At 38.1% G+C, this 15,630-nt stretch carries 12 protein-coding genes and 1 riboswitch; of the genes, 9 read left to right on the top strand and 3 right to left on the bottom strand.

Going from position 1 to position 15,630, the window contains the following annotated elements:
* Both RE409_RS01715 and gnd read left to right on the top strand, forming a co-directional pair.
* Positions 1–1,347, top strand: a complete 1,347-nt coding sequence (locus RE409_RS01715) for a GntP family permease (RefSeq protein WP_309558403.1) — start codon at positions 1–3, stop codon at positions 1,345–1,347.
* Between the two features lie 77 nt (positions 1,348–1,424).
* Positions 1,425–2,828 (top strand): decarboxylating NADP(+)-dependent phosphogluconate dehydrogenase, encoded by a 1,404-nt coding sequence (gnd, locus tag RE409_RS01720; protein WP_201250152.1) that lies wholly within the window; start codon positions 1,425–1,427, stop codon positions 2,826–2,828.
* Between the two features lie 505 nt (positions 2,829–3,333).
* On the opposite strand, the gene RE409_RS01725 is transcribed toward gnd, so the two are convergent.
* On the bottom strand, positions 3,334–3,501 hold the full coding sequence (locus tag RE409_RS01725) for a hypothetical protein (RefSeq protein WP_201188361.1): 168 nt from the start codon (positions 3,499–3,501) through the stop codon (positions 3,334–3,336).
* 277 nt (positions 3,502–3,778) lie between these two features.
* Positions 3,779–3,964 (bottom strand): hypothetical protein, encoded by a 186-nt coding sequence (locus RE409_RS01730; RefSeq protein ID WP_309558404.1) that lies wholly within the window; start codon positions 3,962–3,964, stop codon positions 3,779–3,781.
* Positions 3,965–4,227: 263 nt separating this feature from the next.
* Between RE409_RS01730 and RE409_RS01735 the strand changes: the two genes are divergently transcribed.
* The 7 genes from RE409_RS01735 (at position 4,228) to RE409_RS01765 (ending at position 13,853) form a co-directional block, all read left to right on the top strand.
* Positions 4,228–4,938, top strand: coding sequence for an SH3 domain-containing protein (locus RE409_RS01735; protein WP_201188366.1), 711 nt, complete (start codon positions 4,228–4,230; stop codon positions 4,936–4,938).
* Between the two features lie 659 nt (positions 4,939–5,597).
* Positions 5,598–5,849 carry a hypothetical protein gene (locus tag RE409_RS01740; protein WP_201188368.1) on the top strand — a complete coding sequence of 84 codons (252 nt, stop codon included), beginning with the start codon at positions 5,598–5,600 and terminating at the stop codon, positions 5,847–5,849.
* A gap of 1,943 nt (positions 5,850–7,792) precedes the next feature.
* Positions 7,793–7,904, top strand: a riboswitch (SAM riboswitch).
* Positions 7,905–8,265: 361 nt separating this feature from the next.
* Positions 8,266–9,288 carry a methionine ABC transporter ATP-binding protein gene (locus RE409_RS01745; protein ID WP_201188370.1) on the top strand — a complete coding sequence of 341 codons (1,023 nt, stop codon included), beginning with the start codon at positions 8,266–8,268 and terminating at the stop codon, positions 9,286–9,288.
* A 13-nt stretch (positions 9,289–9,301) separates the two neighbouring features.
* Positions 9,302–9,952 (top strand): methionine ABC transporter permease, encoded by a 651-nt coding sequence (locus RE409_RS01750; RefSeq protein ID WP_098175930.1) that lies wholly within the window; start codon positions 9,302–9,304, stop codon positions 9,950–9,952.
* A 21-nt stretch (positions 9,953–9,973) separates the two neighbouring features.
* Entirely contained in the window at positions 9,974–10,846 is an 873-nt protein-coding gene (locus tag RE409_RS01755) for a MetQ/NlpA family ABC transporter substrate-binding protein (RefSeq protein WP_309558406.1), read from the top strand.
* A gap of 80 nt (positions 10,847–10,926) precedes the next feature.
* Positions 10,927–12,135, top strand: coding sequence for a M20 family metallopeptidase (locus RE409_RS01760; RefSeq protein WP_309558407.1), 1,209 nt, complete (start codon positions 10,927–10,929; stop codon positions 12,133–12,135).
* A 536-nt stretch (positions 12,136–12,671) separates the two neighbouring features.
* Positions 12,672–13,853: a D-alanyl-D-alanine carboxypeptidase family protein gene (locus RE409_RS01765; protein WP_201188375.1), complete on the top strand. Its 1,182-nt coding sequence runs from the start codon at positions 12,672–12,674 to the stop codon at positions 13,851–13,853.
* Between the two features lie 328 nt (positions 13,854–14,181).
* On the opposite strand, the gene RE409_RS01770 is transcribed toward RE409_RS01765, so the two are convergent.
* Positions 14,182–15,615 carry an aldehyde dehydrogenase family protein gene (locus RE409_RS01770; RefSeq protein ID WP_309558408.1) on the bottom strand — a complete coding sequence of 478 codons (1,434 nt, stop codon included), beginning with the start codon at positions 15,613–15,615 and terminating at the stop codon, positions 14,182–14,184.
* Positions 15,616–15,630 lie beyond the last annotated feature (15 nt).

The raw sequence follows: 15,630 nt of genomic DNA on the forward strand, positions 1-15,630 counted from the left end.
ATGCCATTAGTTATTGTCGCTTTAGGAATTGTCGCTTTATTAATTTTAATAATGGGCTTAAAATTAAACACCTTTATTTCCTTAATCATTGTATCGTTTGGAGTAGCTTTAGCACTTGGGATGCCACTTGAGGAAATTGTCAAAACCATTGAAGCTGGATTAGGCGGAACACTTGGTCACTTAGCGTTAATCTTTGGACTTGGAGCGATGTTGGGTAAGTTAATCGCAGATTCAGGCGGCGCGCAACGCATTGCCATGACCCTTGTTAAAAAATTCGGTGAAAAGAATATTCAATGGGCAGTAGTAGCAGCATCATTTATTATCGGTGTCGCGTTATTTTTTGAAGTGGGATTAGTATTATTAATTCCAATCGTATTTGCAATTTCAAGAGAATTAAAAGTTTCGATATTATATCTTGGTATTCCAATGGTAGCGGCATTATCCGTAACACACGGTTTCTTGCCGCCGCACCCAGGACCAACAGTTATCGCTGGTGAATATGGTGCAGACATTGGTCAAGTTTTACTTTACGGCTTCATTATTGCGGTCCCAACAGTTATTTTAGCTGGACCAGTATTTACGAAGATAGCTAAAAAACTCGTACCTGCATCATTTACGAAAACAGGCAGCATTGCCTCTTTAGGAAACCAAAAATCATTTAAACTTGAAGACACACCTGGATTTGGGATCAGTGTATTTACCGCTTTACTTCCCGTTATTTTAATGTCAATTGCTACGATTATCACTTTGATGCAAAAAACAATGGGCTTTGAAGATAATGGTTTACTAGCAGCTATCCGTTTTATTGGCGAAGCCGGTACTTCCATGTTGCTTTCCTTATTATTTGCGGTCTATTCAATGGGATTAGCAAGAAAGATTCCAATGAAAGATATTATGGAATCTTGTACATCAGCAATCTTGCATATTGGAATGATGCTATTAATCATAGGGGGCGGCGGAGCCTTCAAGCAAGTATTGATCGACGGCGGTGTAGGTGACTACGTAGCTGAATTATTCAAAGGAACATCATTATCACCAATCTTGCTTGCCTGGATCATCGCGGCAATCCTGCGTATTTCCTTAGGATCTGCTACCGTTGCTGCCTTAACAACAGCTGGTTTAGTTATTCCGATGTTAGGTCAGACGGACGTTAACCTTGCTCTAGTAGTACTTGCTACAGGCGCGGGAAGTTTAATCGCTTCACACGTTAACGATGCTGGTTTCTGGATGTTTAAAGAGTATTTTGGTTTAAGCATGAAAGAAACATTTGCAACGTGGACCTTGCTTGAGACGATTATTTCAGTAGCTGGATTAGGATTTATTCTATTACTAAGCTTATTTGTATAGGCCTTTCCCGGCAGTAAATCCCCCACTTATGTAGGGATTTACTGCCTATTATTCTTACATAAAAGGAGCAGAATTAAATGTTCAATAAAATTGGTGTCATAGGTTTAGGGGTAATGGGCAGTAATATAGCTTTAAATATGGCTAGTAAAGGGGAACAAGTAGCTGTCTATAACTACACAAGAGATTTAACGGATCAGCTTGTTGCTAAATTGGACAGTCAGTCGCTCCATCCGTATTACGAAATCCAGGACTTTGTTCAGTCACTAGAAACTCCAAGAAAGATTTTTCTAATGGTGACGGCGGGTAAGCCGATCGACTCGGTGATCAATTCATTACTTCCTCATCTTGAATCAGGCGATATTATCATGGACGGCGGTAACTCCCATTACGAAGATACTGAACGCAGATATGATGAATTGAAATCTAAAGGAATCAGTTATTTAGGAATTGGTATTTCTGGTGGAGAAGTAGGGGCGTTAAAAGGACCTTCAATCATGCCAGGTGGAGATAAAGAAGCCTATGAAAAAGTAGCTCCGATTCTGACAAAAATCGCAGCCAAAGTATATGATAACCCTTGCTGTACCTATATCGGTCCAAAAGGAGCAGGTCATTTTGTAAAAATGGTACATAACGGGATTGAGTATGCAGATATGCAATTAATCGCCGAAGCCTATACGTTTTTAAGAGAAAAGTTGCATTTAGAAGTTAATGAGATTGCTGACATCTTTGAAACATGGAATCAAGGCGAACTGAAAAGTTATTTAATCGAAATTACAGCCGGGATTTTAAGGAAAAAAGATGAAGTAACGGGCTTACCCTTGATCGATGTGATTCTTGATAAAGCAGGACAAAAAGGCACAGGTAAATGGACCAGCATGCAAGCTATTAATAACGGAATACCAGCATCAATTATTACAGAGTCTTTGTTTGCTCGTTACATTTCCGCTTTAAAAGAGGAACGGATTAATGCAGAAAATATTCTAACAGGCCCTGAGAACGTTCAGCAAAAATTAGATGAAAATGAGTGGATTGACTATATTAGACAAGCATTATATATGGGAAAAGTTTGTGCGTATGCGCAAGGTTTTACTCAATATAAAATGACTTCTGAACTTTACGGTTGGGATTTGCCTTTAAAGGATATTGCGCTGATTTTCCGCGGAGGTTGTATCATTCGTGCAGAATTTTTAAACGTCATTAGCGAAGCCTATCAAGAGCAGCCGAATCTGGCTAATTTATTAATCTCACCATATTTTGCTGAAAAGGTTACAGATTACCAGGTAGGATTGCGAAAGGTTGTCTGTGAAGGAATAAATTCTGGTATATCGTTTCCATGTTTAAGTGCTTCACTTACTTATTACGATAGTTATCGAACAGGCATCTCAAATGCAAACCTTTTGCAAGCACAACGTGATTATTTTGGTGCACATACCTATGAACGACGTGATTTAGCAGGAGTCTTTCACACAAACTGGCAGTGATAGAAAGTGACAAAAGAAACAGTCATTTTTCAATAACCGTTCATGAATTTGAGATGAAGAAATTTGATAAACTCTTAAAAAATCAGTAAAAAAGTATAATGATTTCTTAATTAATTTAAGCAGAAATATACATAGCCAATTCAATGACTTTGTATATTTCTGCTTTTCTTTACAACATAAAAACCTAATTTACTTATGATACGGTTCACCGAGCTTAATATTATACTTATCAATAAAACACAATCCAATCTTTTATCAACAATCTGGACCTTAACATAAAGGGGTTCTGCCGACAAAAAGCGGATAATATACGTTAAGACAATTTAAAAGCCTGTTTTTTTATCGGCTATAAATGACTTTACTTCCTTCAAATCAAGATCAGTAACTTCTCCATTCCCTATAACATGATCAAACCCACAAGCTGAAACATTCAACCCAAGTAATAAAACAAGACACCCATTAAGAACCCTTTGAAAGCTCTTTTATTAATCTCCTCTTAGTTTTATTATAATAATATTGCACCTTTCACAGTTTTGCTGGGAGATTCAAATTCATAGACATAAAAAATCAAATCTTCTGTTCCTTCTAAAATGCCATCTTTTTCTTTAAACTCATTTATGTGTTTCTTCAATAATGCAGCTTGAATTCGATTTAAGGACTTTTTAATTTTCATGATAATCTCCTTCCGGTATAATGAATTAGGTTTATTTAAAAAATATGTACTCTCTTTTAATAGGGTTGGGCTTTTTTCGAATTTTTCATATAGTAATTTATAAAAAATTAATTTAAAATGCTCACCTGACATTGAAATATCATGACATTAAGTGAAGTTGTTTTAGGTGGCTATGGCCAAAAACGTTGGTATCATTACCTTGTTACTTCCTATTAAATTATTAATTGAATGGGCGGCATGATGTAATCATTGCTTAAATCCCTTGAAATATAGGGATTTAACGAGGATTTAGAAATGGATGCTCACCTAACATGTAAATATTTTTATAGTGAAGGTCTTCCATCAGTTTATTGAACTGCTGGGAGGCCTTTTCTTTCATGTAGTCAGTCGTATGAGCATAGAAGTTCATCGGTGTTTGAATATCTGTATGTCCTAATCGTTGTTGAATTTCTATCAACCCCACCCATGCTTGGCACGGGGCAAGGCGCCAAGACCGACCAGATGTAACACAAACAATGGATAAGGATGGATAGGAGATAGCGGCGGCTATGCAAGAGAAGGAAGGTAAGCCAATAGAGAATCTAAAACGTATATGGAAGTAGAAGAAAGGAAAAGGAAATTTTATCGGTATCCCTAATAATTTCTGGATAGTCTACACTTATCTAGACAGAAAATTTAAGGTCAGGTAGACTACAGATACAACTAGTTATAGAAAAGAGGTCCGATATGCGACGTGATATTCAACTGAATGAACGAGCTTTCTCTTCCAAGGAAGTGGCAGAAGAAGTGGGGATTGCAACTCCCACTGTTCGAAAGTATGGTCAAATCTTAGAGCGGAATGGATATGAGTTTTTGAAAGATGGAGATCGACGTATCTTTGTTCAATCTGACATCGGAGCGCTTATAGCGCTACGCGATACGGACAAGCCCCTAGACGATACAGCTAAAGACCTTGTATATCAACAAAAAGAAAGATTAGAAGGATCCTATGAAACAGAGGTAGCGATACCCGATACATATGAAGAAAATTTACCCCAGGACCCCAATCAATTAAAAGAGGTCTTAATGTTTTTAGTCAATGAACTCGCAGCCACACGTGAAATGAATGTCCAACTGACAAACGATATGTCAGAGCTTAAAACAAAGGTTTCCCGGCTCCAGCAAGATCATCATGTTATAAGTTCTAGTATTGGAAATTCAGCGCAAAGAACTAATGCTAAAATTGAACAATTAACTGAACAACAAAATAACCATTACGAAACATTGCTACAACAAGAAAAACAAAAAAGTGAACTCTTACAAAAAGAAATACAAAATATGCGGGTCGAACAGAAAAAAGAATGGACTTCCCAAAATGAGTTTAATAAACGTTTAGAAATAGCGATACAAAAACGTTCAGAAAAATGGTGGGGGCTTTTCTCCATATTCAGAAAATAAGGCGACCGTTAAGTTTTTTTGCCCAACTGTGTAATGATTCTTGGAAGCAAATTAGATGTAGAAACATTTGATAAATCTTTTTTAAATATATAATGATGGATAAAAGCATTGAGATGCCAATCCACAAAACTTTAATAAAAACATAGAGCCATATGATTCGCGTAGCTGAAACACAGAATTTAAGAAAGAGTATTTTAACTTTACAGGATTTGGTACCTGCTATGTAAGAGCTCGGCGATACCAATGTATTGACGTTCTAAAGGCAAACGAAGGCTCAATTGAAATTCATTGGAGATTTGTTTAAGCGATATGCAACTAAAACAAAATACACAAGCAAGCAAAAAAGGCATGCTTGATAAAAAGGGAGTTGAGGAGGTTGAAAACTTGCATTCAAAAACAAGAGTCCTCCTTAATAGTTGCTCCAGACAGGGGTTGACCGTCTCCTTTTTGTATGTTTCGTATCGCTGGGCGATATAACATGCAAATAAATTCAAAACCTATAGGTTTAATAGAAAAGCTGGGTTAGATTTACAAACATGATATACATCCGAATGAACGAGTATTCTCTTCTAAGGCAGTGGCAGAAGAAGTGGGGATGCAACACCCACTGTTCAAAAGTATGGTCAAAACTTAGAACGAAACGGATATGAGTTTGTAAGATGGTGATTCCTATCTTTATTCACTCCGACATCGAAGCGCTCATAGCGTTACGCGATACGGACAAGTCCCTATACGATATAGCTAAAGACCTTGTGTATCAACAAAAAGATAGATTAGAAGAAACTAATGAAACAGAGATAGCGATACCTGATAAATTTGACAATTCAATCCATAATCCCGAACAATTAAAAGAGATTTTAATTGTTTTAATCAATGAACTCGCAGCTACGCGTGAAATGAATGGCCACTGACAAACGATATGCCTCAGCTTAAAACAACAGTTTCCCAGCCCCAGCAAGATCCATGTCCTTAATAATGTTCCTCAAGAAAGGGGCTGATCGGTTCTTTTGTGTGTTTCGTATCGCGGGGCGATATAACATGCAAATAAATCTACAGAACCTTCATCTTTAATAGAAAGAGGGAGCCGATATGCGACAGGATATACATCCGAATGAATGAGCATCCTCTTCCAAGGAAGTGGCAGAAGAAGTGGAGATACAAAATCCACTGTTTGAAAGTATGTTTAAAACTTAGAGCGATATGGATAGGAGCTGTTAAAAGATAGCGATTGGCATATCTTCGTTCAATCCGATATCGAAACGCTTATAGCGTTACGCGATACGGGCAATCCCCTAGACGATAGAGAGAAGAACCCTTGTATCAAGAAAAAGAAAGATTGGTAGGAACCAATGAAACAGAAATAGCGATACCCGATACATATGACAATTTATTTAACCCATGTTCCCATTCAATTAAAAGAGATCTTAATGTTATTAACCAATGAACTCGCGCTCCGCGTGAAATGAACATCTAACTGACAAACGATATGTCATAGCTTAAAACTGAACAACAAAGAACCCATTACGAAACATTACTGTAATAAGAAAAAGGTTTAATTACCTTTTTTTTAGTCTTTACGATATTCAGGTGTTAATTTGCGTTAATAACTATTTAAACCTAAGGCAATCAAATCAAAAGTAGAAATTCCTTTGTTCAAACTATTCGGAATCACCATTTTCAAATTTCAACAATTTCCCGAGAAATATCTACAAATTCTGAGTAGATATCGACAAAATTAGAAGCTTTAAAAGAGATAACGATACCCGATATATATGACAATTTATTTAACCCATGTTCCCATTCAATTAAAAGAGATCTTAATTTTTAACCAATGAACTCGCAGCTCCGCGTGAAATGAACATCTAACTGACAAACGATATGTCATAGTTAAAACTGAACAAAAAAGAACCCATTACGAAACATTACTGCAATAAGAAAAAGGTTTTATTACCTTTTTTTTAGTCTCCTTTACGATATTCAGATGTTAATTTGCGTTAATAACTATTTAAACCTAAGGCAATCAAATCAAAAGTAGAGATTCCTTTGTTCAAACTATTCGGAATCACCAAATCCAAATTTCAACAATTTCCCGAGAAATATCTACAAATTCTGAGTAGATATCGACAAAATTAGAAGCTTCTAAATAGCGATTTGTTTTTGCTGATAAGTAGACATACTATAGAATTCAAACTCTACCGAGTGTTTTTTAATTAAAAGAAATAAACTCTTCTAAGGAAAGAGCTTTTATAATAGTGCTAAAGATGAAAAAACACATGTGTAGTCTTCCTTCGCTGTAATAATAAATAACTTTTATTATTACAGATATGAGGGCAAAGGGTCCTCACACATTTAAAACAGATGCAAAAAAGTTTATAACCGCATATATATGGTACTATTTATTATTGTTTTTTCTTTTTTGATACTAAACGTACCGAAAGTTTGCTATCAAAAAATGGTCAAAAACTCAAAAATAAACGTAAACCCCAATCAAAAGATTATAAGAGTGGGGGGCGCAGGGAGCTCCCCGCATGGATAAGGCAGACCGTGAGTAGCAACCTGAATAGTGAGTTTGCCAAAGGTTTGCCGTTATTTCATCAAGATACAGAGCTTTCCTTATGAGGAAGGAAGTCCTAATCCTGACTGACTTCGTAATGTTTTCGTTTTTTTGTAATAGAGTCTATGCCTAGGTTACCCGTATACATGGTATGCAGGGCAAAATCTGACCTGTCTTAAGGTATAGTTAAATGAACGATTAAAAATTATACTGTAAAAATATTTTAGATTATTCAAAATAGAGTTGACATTAGTAAAATTTGAATATATAGTGAGGAACATAATTAAATAAATACGTTATTTCTTATCAAGAGATGTGGAGGGACTTGGCCCTATGATACCTCGGCAGCGGGTTTTTACTTTTGTAAAAATACTGTGCTAATTCCAACGGACGAAAGTTTGAAAGATAAGAAGGAGCTTTTCTTAGATAATTAAATTAAGAGTTTACTCTTTTTTATTTCTAAAAGAGGCCTCTTCTGTCTGATGACGGAAGAGGCCTCTTTTGTTTATTCAGAATGTATATGGTTATTTGGAGAATTGGTGCAATTATTCGTAAGTTTCACGCACTAATCGTGAATTGTGAGCAATTACTCGTGAGTTTGACAGATTAACTCGTGAGTTTCGCGCAATTACTCGTGAGTTTCACACATTTACTCGTGAATTGTGAGCAATTACTCGTGAGTTTCGAAAATTTAACCCTATCATTATGAAACTTTGCAAAGCTCTTCTCTGGATAATGAATTCGTACAAATAAACAGCGTGGGGGGAGACAGAATGATTGAATTTCAAAATGTTAAAAAGGTATATAAAACAAAGAAACAGACTGTTGAAGCTTTGAAAGGAATTAATTTGACAGTTGAAAAAGGCGATATTTTTGGTGTTGTCGGTTATAGTGGAGCCGGAAAAAGTACGTTGATTCGGTTAGTCAATCTACTCGAACACCCTTCAGATGGACAGGTTATTGTTGGGGGGAAGGATTTAACCAAATTGAACCCGAAGGAATTACGGGCAGAAAAGAAAAAAATTGGCATGATTTTTCAACATTTTAACTTACTTAACTCAAAGACAGTTTTTGATAATATTGCCATGCCGCTAGTTTTATCGGGAACCCCTAGTAAAGAAATCAAAGAGCGGGTAGGCGAGTTGTTAGAGTTCGTTGGCTTATCAAGTAAAGCAAGGAGTTATCCGGAACAATTGTCTGGCGGTCAAAAGCAACGAATAGGGATTGCTAGAGCGTTGGCTACCAACCCATCGATTCTTTTGTGTGATGAAGCGACGTCAGCATTGGATCCACAAACAACTAGTGCTGTACTGCAGCTCTTAAAAAAAATTAATAAAGAATACAATATTACCATTTTGCTAATCACTCATGAAATGTCTGTAATTAGGGAAATTTGCAATAAGGTTGCGGTCATGGAAGGCGGACGCGTGGTTGAACAAGGTTCGGTTTTCGAAGTTTTTGCGAAGCCCCAAACAGGTATCGCAAAAAACTTTGTACGAACTGTTATTCACGACGAGATCCCACAAAGTTTCCTGAAAAATACCGGATCATATATTCCGATTATTTGGAAAATTAACTTTATTGGTACTACATCAGGCAATCCTTTACTTTCAACCATCTCGAAAAAATATGATGTTCATTTAAGTGTTTTATCAGCTAATATTTCTGAAATTCAAGAAACACCTTTTGGAAATTTAATTATTGAAGTGACAGGGAACAAAAAAGAGGTGGACAAGGCTTATCAATATATTAAAGATGAGGGGATTCTCGTCCAGGAGGTGCAGATAAATGGGTAATACGCTTTGGGGAATGGAAATAACGGCAGACCAGCTGTCGACAGCTTTCGGTGACACACTTTATATGGTAGCCATCTCATTGATATTTTCCGGGCTGATTGGACTTCCGCTAGGAATCTTACTTGTCATTACAAGAAAGGGTCACATCCTGGAGAATAAATGGATCTTTAATGTATTGAACCCGGTCATCAATATATTGCGGTCGGTTCCTTTCATCATCTTGCTTGTAGCACTTATTCCGTTTACCAGAATGATTGTCGGCAGTGCGATCGGAACGAATGCGGCCATTGTTCCGCTAATCTTTTACGCGGCTCCTTATATTGCCCGGCTTGTGGAGAACTCCCTGTTGGAAGTGGACAAAGGGATCATCGAGGCAGCTCAGGCGATGGGGGCGACGACATGGCAAATCATTTATCGCTTTTTGATTCCCGAGGGACTTAGTTCGTTGATCCTTACATTTACAACAGCGACAATTGGCCTTGTTGGATCTACGGCCATGGCAGGTGCTGTCGGTGCAGGTGGGGTAGGAGATTTAGCCTTAGCTTACGGTTATCAAAGGTTCGATACGATGACGATGGTCGTCACAGTAGCGGCGCTCGTGATCATCGTTCAATTATTGCAATCCACCGGGAATTTTGTTTCAAGAAAAATCAGAAGAAGATAAAAATAACAGGAGGTAGGAGAAATGAAGAAAATCTTATTAACGATCATGGTATTGGCATTGGCCATTGTGGCTGCAGCATGTGGAAACAAAGCGGAGTCAACAGGTAATTCAGATGATGTGAAAACAGTGAAAGTCGGTGTCAGCAGCGGGGATACGAGAACATGGGAATACATTGTTGACTTAGCGAAAAAGGATGGGCTGAATATCGAACTTGTTACTTTTAATGATTATATCCAACCGAACCTTGCGTTAAGTGAAGGAGAAATTGATGCGAATTCATTCCAAACAGTTGCCTACTTCGATGAATTTGTTAACGATCAAAATTTGAAATTAGAGGCCATCGGATCAACTGTTATTGCACCTATGGGCCTTTATTCGAAAAAACACAAAGATCTCAAAGATCTTCCAGATGGCGCTACGATAGCCGTTCCGAATGAAGCAACAAACTTTGGCCGTGCATTACTCCTTCTTCAAGAAGCTGGATTGATTACATTGAAAGAGGAATTCAATGGATCGGGATCATTGGAAATCATTAAGGAAAATCCGAAAAAATTGAAAATCAAACCTGTTGCTGCCGGCAATACGCCTCGTCTATTGGATGATGCCGATGCTTCAGCCATTAATAATAACTTTGCCGTTGAAGCAGGCCTTACTTTAAAAGAGGCATTATTCCATGAAAGTAAAACGGCGAAACCATATATTAATATCATTGCGGTTAAAAAGGGAAATGCCGACCGTCCTGAGCTACAAAAATTAGTGGAGCTTTATCAATCGAAAGAAGTGGAAGCGTTCATTGAAAAAACGTTTAAAGGAAACACCATTCCTGCATATGTTTCTGTAGACGAATTAGTTAATTACCAAGATGCTTGGACAAAACCAGCCAATGAAAAATGATGAATAGAACAAAGTGAAGGAATGCCGGATGGATTCAAGGTGCCTGTCCGGCTTTTTAAACCAAAAGGGGAGTTAAGAATATGGCGAGAGAATTATTGCAGAAGCAGCATCAGCAGATCATTGAAGATCACATCGACCTTCATTCCGAATTATATATTGAAACGAGTCAAGCCATCCATGCAAACCCCGAAATTGGGAATCAAGAGTTCTTTGCTTCGAAAACGTTGACCAAATTACTTCAAGATGCAGGATTTGAAGTAACCCGTGATATAGCTGGGCATGAAACTGGCTTCATCGCCAAAAAAGCCTCCTCAAAGAAAGGCCCCAAAATTGCCTTTTTAGCTGAGTATGATGCATTGCCAGGTCTAGGACATGCTTGCGGCCATAATATCATTGGCACTACGAGTGTCGCAGCAGGAATTTCACTATCTCAAGTACTAGAGGAAACAGGCGGAGAGGTGATTGTTTTCGGAACACCTGCTGAAGAGGGAGGGCCAAATGGAAGTGCAAAAGGCAGCTTTGCGAAGCACGGTTTGTTTGATGAGGTAGATGCAGCCATCATTATCCATCCAGCTGGTCAAACTGGTGTAACAAGTCCATTTTTGGCTGTAGATCCACTTGATTTTCATTTTTACGGAAAATCAGCACATGCAGCTGCTGCGCCTGAACAAGGTGTAAATGCTCTTGACGGGGTTATTCAGCTATTTAATGGCATTAGTGCTTTACGTCAGCAACTCCCATCTGAGGTCAAAATCCACGGAATAATAACCAATGGTGGAGAAGCACCTAACATCATTCCTGAATATGCTTCTGCCCGATTTTACATTAGAGCAACAACATGGAAGCTATGCCAAGATGTATCGCGTAAAATACGTGATGTTGCTGAAGGGGCTGCACTTGCCACAGGAAGCACAGTTAAAGTCGAACGTTTCCAAAATGAAGTGCTTGATTTTGTCATAAATCCAGTTCTTGATGAACTGTTAAAGGAAGAACTGACTCAATTAGAAGAAACCGTAGCTCCTAGAAAAGATAGTGGTTTTGGTTCGACTGATGCGGGGAACGTAAGCCATATAGTCCCGACAGCCCATCCATATATAAAAATTGGACCAGATGATTTGATTGCCCATACAAATGAATTCCGCGACTGTGCTAAATCTCAAGAAGGAGACAAAGCCATCCTCACTGGTGCAAAAGCTCTTGCGCTTACTGGCTACCGGTTGATTTCGGATAAAGATATGTTGGATAAGGTTAAAACAGCTTTTCATGAAGCGAAGCAAAAGGAAATATAAATAAATCGGATAGCAATGGTAGTTGGTCTTCTCCAAATCTATAAAATAAGAAGTGCATTAGCTTAGACAAAACGATATATATAGGTCAGATAAAGAAAAACAGAAGCCCCTTGGCTTCTGTTTTTGTTATTTCTAGCTTTTTGAGAAGCTTCCAGTAAATCGTCAAATGTGGAATCAGTCGTAGCTACCAATGCCTCAAATCACCTTCTTACCTTTTTTCACTTTTATTCCTCTCCCTAAAATGTATCAGCGTAGTTTATATGCGAAATGTCGGTGATACCCTAATTCAATGGTATAAAAAAAATCCCTATCTATATAAATGGGGATTCTTTTTTCATTTAAATGGAGCATCCCACTAAAAGGGTCAGAACCCTTATAAAGTTATTTAAGGAAAGTAAAAGAAGGTTTTTATCCGAAATGTTTCCATGATTATTAAAGGGTAATTACTGTTTTATTTCAATTTCAATAAAACATCTCTAAACATTCAGATTTATTTTATTATGACTATATAGGATTTATCATTAAAGGAGAGGTATATGAAAAAGTTTTTCTTTATCTTCATTTTGGCTTTAATCCCCTTCGCCTCTACGACTGTAAGTGCAGAATCAGACTTACCTCTCATTAGTGAAGCTGGGATCATTATTGATGCGAAAAGTGGGAAAGTGTTATACGAAAAAAACACAAATAAAAAAATGTATCCAGCCAGTCTAACGAAAGTTGCTACTGCTATATATGCTATTGAGCACGGGGATAAGAATGAACTAGTGACTGTTAGCAAAAAAGCGGCTGAGGCAGACGGCTCTTCGGTATTTATTGAACCTGGGGAGAAAATAGAGCTTTCCAAATTAATTGCAGGAATGCTCATCAACTCCGGAAATGATGCAGCTATCGCAATTGCCGAGCATATGTCTGGTAGTGAAAAACTGTTCATGGAGGATTTGAATGAGTTTTTAAGGAAAGAAGTAAACGTCACCGATACTCATTTTACGAACCCCCATGGATTGTTTGACAAAAACCATGTAACTACAGCCAGTGACCTTGCGAAAATTACCCAATATGCAATGAAAAATGAAATTTTCCGTGAATATTTTGGGAAGAAGGATTTACCATGGGAAGTGGAAACATGGGACACAACTCTAGTTACCCATCATAAAATTTTAAAAGGCGAACTCCCCTATAAGGGAATAACCGGTGGGAAAACAGGTTTTGTTAGTAAATCTGGCTACACCCTGATTTCTACTGCTACAAGAGGAGAACAGGACTTGATTGCGGTCACTCTTAAAGCTCCTTCAGACAAGGATGCCTACTCTGATACTGAGCTTCTATTCAGCTATGGCTTTGAAAACTTTAAATCAGCCAAAATTGATAAAAAAAGCATACTTTATTCAGCGGATCACTCTAAATCCTACACGCTGAACGAAGACTTATACTATACCCATCTAATTAGTGATGAACCTAGTCTAAAAACCAGTAATGATGGAATTCTCTCAATCATGAACCAAGAAGGGAGCACCATAGAATCCTTTGATCTTAAAACGGTCGCAGATGTTAGGAACACAGAAGTGCCGGCCTCGTTTAAAAAAGAAACAATCAATGAGGAAGCTAATAAATTTTCTGTCCCATCTCTAGGATGGGGAGGCTGTGTCATTCTTATCATTCTGATAACGGTTTTTCTAAAGAAAAGAAAAAAACGAAGTGATTTTAGAACTCGTTACTAAAGAAAAACCGACTGGCAACCAGAGGCGTTGTTGCCTTATACTTTTCCCTAAAATCAGCCACTAAGGGTGGCTTTAATTTAATAAATAGAACGAAGGAGCACACATATTATACATGACTAATATGTATACTCCTTTATTTTTAAAGGCTTTTTATGATTTAGGTATTGATAATTCCAGGACAGGGTTTTTCTTTTAGGGGTATATAGTTATGTTGATACTAATACATTGTTACTTCTTACGAATACTAGAGGACGACATCTTTAGGATATCGCCCTCTACATACACTACGATTTATATTGAACAAAATACTTCCTCTTTTTATTTATAATCAGTTGTCACTTATTTTAAAGCTAATGAATTTCTGCTCCATCATTTCTTCCATCGCATATTTGACGCCTTCTCTGCCAACACCGCTGTCCTTCCAGCCACCATATGGCATATTATCAATCCGATAGGTCGGGATATCATTAATGACGACTCCTCCCGTTTCCAAGCGTTCCGCCGCATAAAAAGCACGTTCTATGCTCGGTGTCATCACTCCTGAATTCAATCCGTAACGTGAATCATTTGCATCCTTGATAGCATCATCCAGCGTATCGAATGGAAATATACAGACAATCGGACCGAATACTTCGAAACGAAATACCTTTGAGTCACGATTTACATCTGTTAAGACGGTAGGTAAGAGAACATTGCCTTCCACTGTACCGCCACACTCAATTTTTGCTCCTTCCTGTACTGCCTCGTCGATCCAACTTTGTAACCGCTCCAACGATTTTTTCGAAATGACCGCAGTAATATTAGTGCTTTCCTCGAGAGGGGATCCAATGGCAAGCCGTTTTGTCCTACTGACGAATCGCTCCAAAAATTGTTGGTACAGTGAACTGTGGACATAAATTCTTTGAATCGAGATACACACCTGCCCATTATTTGTAAAAGAGCCCATCACACTTCGTTCTATGACTTTATCGATGTCGACTCCTTCATCAATAATGAACGGCGAATTGGATCCGAGTTCAAGGGTAAGCTTACGAAAGCCTGCTTGCTGCTGGATAAGGTGTCCGACTTCCACACTGCCAGTAAAAGTCACTTTTTTTACATGAGGGTGGGTTGTCAAAGCTTCACTTAAGACATCCCCTTTGCCCGGAATGATGTTCAATACTCCTTCTGGAAGGCCTGCTTCTTTAAAAATTTCTGCAAGCACGAGTGAACTAAGAGGCGTTTGTTCGGCAGGTTTTAATACAATTGAATTTCCAGCCGCAATAGCTGGACCAACTTTATGGGCGACAAGATTAAATGGAAAGTTAAATGGGGTAATTGCCGTTACGACGCCAATCGGGGTACGAATTGTGAAGCCAAAACGGTTTACTCCACCCTGTGCCGCATCCATCGGAATTTGTTCTCCATAATTGTTCTTAGCCGCTTCTGCAGAAAAACGGTAGGTCTGAACTGTACGATTGATTTCCTCACGAGCATTTCGAATTGTTTTCGCAGCCTCTAGAGAAACGATTTTCGCAAGTTCTTCACTACGTTCTTCCATGATCGCAGCAGCTTTTACTAAAATTTCGGCTCGTGCGTGTGCCGGGTAGGATCGGTATTTCTGAAAAGCGGAATTTGCCTCAACAATTGCTTCAATGGCATCCGCTGGTTCAGCCTGTCCGATTTGTGCAATTTCTTCATTTGAATGGGGATTATATAACGGCTCATACGATTTAGCCTCACGCCATTTGCCACCGATCCACAATTGCCACTTTTGCTTCATCTGACATTCCTCCAA

This window comes from Peribacillus sp. R9-11 (assembly GCF_031345095.1).
GTDB lineage: Bacteria > Bacillota > Bacilli > Bacillales > DSM-1321 > Peribacillus > Peribacillus butanolivorans.